5 protein-coding genes are annotated in these 3408 nt (G+C 54.9%); all 5 read right to left on the bottom strand.

Annotated elements, in window-relative coordinates; all coding sequences use genetic code 11:
* Nucleotides 1-446, bottom strand: a 446-nt coding sequence (locus OXG87_00795) for a fucose isomerase (GenBank protein ID MCY3868057.1), incomplete at its 3' end; no start/stop codon positions are given.
* A gap of 87 nt (nucleotides 447-533) precedes the next feature.
* Nucleotides 534-1319 carry an ABC-2 family transporter protein gene (locus OXG87_00790; GenBank protein MCY3868056.1) on the bottom strand — a complete coding sequence of 262 codons (786 nt, stop codon included), beginning with the start codon at nucleotides 1317-1319 and terminating at the stop codon, nucleotides 534-536.
* 11 nt (nucleotides 1320-1330) lie between these two features.
* A complete protein-coding gene (locus OXG87_00785) occupies nucleotides 1331-2134 on the bottom strand; it encodes an ABC-2 family transporter protein (protein MCY3868055.1) in 804 nt (267 codons plus the stop codon).
* Complete coding sequence (locus OXG87_00780) at nucleotides 2131-3105, bottom strand: ATP-binding cassette domain-containing protein (GenBank protein MCY3868054.1); 975 nt, start codon at nucleotides 3103-3105, stop codon at nucleotides 2131-2133. The genes OXG87_00785 and OXG87_00780 overlap by 4 nt, the downstream gene beginning before the upstream one ends.
* A 114-nt stretch (nucleotides 3106-3219) precedes the next feature.
* The coding region (locus OXG87_00775; protein MCY3868053.1) for a hypothetical protein at nucleotides 3220-3408 on the bottom strand (189 nt) is incomplete at its 5' end.

Below are 3408 nucleotides of genomic sequence, written 5' to 3'. Positions count from 1 at the left end.
CACAGGGTGCTGTATTCAACCCCGGCTTTGGTGAGGGAGCCGTTGAGGTTGAGCATGCCGACGAGGCCGGGCCACTGTCCAGACCAGTTGGCAAGGGTGAGGATGGGGCCGCGGTGTGAGATCAGTCCGTGAAGCACGTGGTGGCTGTATTGCCAGACGGCTTCGGCTACGATGAGGGGGGCGTCGGGATGGATGTTTTTGAAGACGGCCATGCCCTCTTTTTGCGATCCGATAAAGCCGTGTTCCTCGTCTGGTTTGTAGGGGTGTCCGCGGCGAACTTTCCATCCTTCGCGCTGGATTGCGGCTATGATGGTTTTTTCCATTGCTTCTTGTGCGGGCCAGCACATCTGGTTGGCAGATAAGCGCAGGTCGCCGTTGGCAATGAGTACGACTTCGTTCTTTTCAGGTGCTTCGGGTTCGGCGCGTTCGGGAAGTTGGTAAGCCATTGTGAAACTCCTTATGTGTATTGTCTGGTGCTGAAAGCAGGGTGTAAAATAGCCGATAGAATCTGGAAAGTCAAACGGGCATGACGATTATGCCGATGCGCCGGAGTAATTTTTAAGGCCGCGTTTCCAGAACCAGCGCGAGAAGGCGAGGAGAAAGGCGCACAGCAGGCCAGATGTGATCGTGCTTTCGGGCGTCAGGCGGCCCGAAAGTGCTTCGGCGGGTACTGTGATGGCAAATGCCACGGGTACGAGGAATGTGAGGATATAGCGCAGCCAGTGTGGGTAGATGCCAATGGGCCAGCGGCCGGCTTCGTACATGCTCTGGAAGATGTGGAGGATGTTTTCGATGCGCAAGAACCAGAAGGTGAGGGTGGCGAGTATGAGCCAGAAGCTGTAGATGATGCTGCCCCCAGTGCAGAGAACAAAGGCGAAGGCAAGGGCTTCTCGCGGACCAATATCAAGTCCCCGGTAGATCAGCGCGGCGACGAGCACGCCCGCGCCGAGTAGAATGTCGGTGAGCCGCCATACGCGGATTTGCGAGATGCTGGCGAGGAATTGCGCGTCGCACGGTTTGGTGAGGGTGTAGTCGAATATACCGCGTAGCACATCGTCCATGAGCTGGCTCATGCTGGGATTTATGACCATGCCGATCACGCCGCCTACGAACATAAATACGCCGAGCAGGGCGAGGATATCGACGGCTTGCCATCCGCCGAGGGTATCGGTGTGTGAAAACACGATTGCCAGGCCCGCGATGGCTGTGCCCAGGCTGAGGAGGGATTGCAGGAGTTGGACATAGAAGTTCACGCGATAGGCCATTTCGTTGAGGATGCCAATGCGGAAGAAGGTCCATATTAGCTTTAAGTAGTACATGGATAGCGTCCTTATGATCCAACTGCCGAGTATTTTTTGACGCCCGACCGCCAGGTGAGTTGGATTAACAGAAAACCCGCGAGTAGCCAGATAGCTTGCATGGTGAATCCGTTCCAGATCTGTTCTTGTGAGAGACGACCGAGCATGAGTTCGACGGGAAATGCAATAGCCCATCGAAAGGGGAGCGCGTCGGCGAGGGTCTGGATGGCACCCGGTAGCAGGTCAATAGGCGCGATGCGTCCAGAGAGAAATAGGCCGAGTGTGAAGTACATCTGGTTGATGGCTTCGTTGCGCGTGGTCCAAAAGGCGACGAGGGCGAGGGTCCATTCGATGAAGAATCGCATGAAGAACGCCATGCCCAGTGCGAGTAAAAAGACGGCGAATGTCTGGATGTGAAAGGCGAGGTTGGGGTCAAAGAGAAAGAAGAGCAAAGTTGCCGTGGGAAAAATGATGACAGCGGTCATGACTTTGTACGCGATGTTCTCGGCAATATCCGCGTGTATGGGGTGTATGGGTTTGAGCAAGAAGTTGGAGAGTTCGCCCTGGCGAATGCGAAAGTCGTATATGTGCATGATCCAGGAGAAGGTGAATTGGTTGACGAGCATGAGTACGATGTAATAAGCGGCAAAGTCGGCAGGTGAATAGGATCCCACACTGCCCCCGCGTGCATGGGCGACTGTCGTCCATACGGTGAGGTAGATGATGGGTTCGAGTATGCGACCGATCATCCATATCGCCATGGCGGCGCGATATTGAAACTGTTCGAGTAATGAGGTCTTGAAAAAGGCCCAGTAGGTGGCGGTATAATGTTTCAATTTGAAAACACCTGTTCGATGACTTCTTCTATGGGTGGATCTTCAACTGTGAGGTCGATGACGGGCAGATTGGCGAGCAATTTTCCAGTGACATCGGCGGTTTTTGTTTTGGGTACGCGCAGGGTTACACTGTTGCCCTCGGCGGTGACGACCTCGCCGTAGGAGGAGAGGTCGGCGCGTTCGGTTTCGAGATCGACGACTATGGTTTTGTGAGGTGAAAAGCGTTCGATGAGCGCGCTCAAATCGCCGTCGAAGAGCAGTTCGCCGTGGTGAATGACAATAACGCGCTTGCACAGGGCTTCGACATCGGCCATGTAATGCGAGGTGAGCAATACGGTGGCGCTGTGGCGGCGGTTGTATTCGCCCAAGAAGGCGCGGATGCGGCGCTGCATGGTGACGTCGAGGCCAATGGTGGGTTCGTCGAGGAAGAGAATCTTTGGGCGGTGGAGCAGGGCTGCGGCGATTTCACATTTCATGCGTTCTCCCAATGAGAGATTGCGCACGGGTTTGGAAAGCAATTCGCTCAGGTCGAGTAAGGCGTTGAGTTCGTCGAGGGTGTTGTTGTATTCGCCGTGAGAAATGCGGTAGATCGCTCGGTTGCGTTCAAAAGAGTCGGCTACGGGAATGTCCCACATGAGCTGGTTGCGCTGGCCCATGACGAGGGTGATGCGGTTGAGAAAATTTTTGTGGCGCGCATAAGGGGTGTGTCCAATGACTGAGATTTCGCCGGCTGTGGGGTGGAGCAGACCCGATAGCATTTTGAGGGTGGTGGTTTTGCCAGCGCCATTGGGTCCCAAGAATCCGACGATTTCGCCTGGGGCAACGTCAAAGGAGATGTTTTTGACGGCTTCGACGTCGCGTGTGGTGCGCGAGACGAGGCTTTTGATCGCTGCGCCCAATCCGGGTTCTCGCTGGGGCACTTCATAAGTTTTTCCGAGGTTCTGGACGGCGATGTCGGGGGTGTTGGACATGGGCGAAAGATATGAGATTGGATAAATGTCTCACACAAAGACACAAAGACACGGGGATACGAGTAGCGAGGGTGTTATTTGTGAGGCGAAAGGTAATATGTGTTTGAGAAGATGTCAACTTTGGGGAGTAGAAGATTGGTGGAGATAAAATTGGGTGCCCCATTTGTCGAGGTGGTCTGTCCAGAGGAGGCATCCTCCGCTGATGAGGCAGCCGCCGTTGTCGATGTGATCGAGTACTGCGGCTCTCATGCTGCTGTCGCGCGGGGCTGTGGAGAGGTCGTGGACATAGGGACCGAAGATGCG

It is taken from the genome of Gemmatimonadota bacterium (genome assembly GCA_026706845.1).
Taxonomy (GTDB): domain Bacteria; phylum Latescibacterota; class UBA2968; order UBA2968; family UBA2968; genus VXRD01.
Note: the sequence above shows the minus strand (reverse complement) of the source record. Positions and strands in the feature narration are given on the sequence as shown.

Excerpts from the sequence above, each read along its gene's own strand:
- OXG87_00790 (MCY3868056.1), bottom strand. The coding sequence starts at position 1,319 with ATGTACTACTTAAAGCTAATATGGACCTTCTTCCGCATTGGCATCCTC.
- OXG87_00780 (MCY3868054.1), bottom strand. The coding sequence starts at position 3,105 with ATGTCCAACACCCCCGACATCGCCGTCCAGAACCTCGGAAAAACTTAT.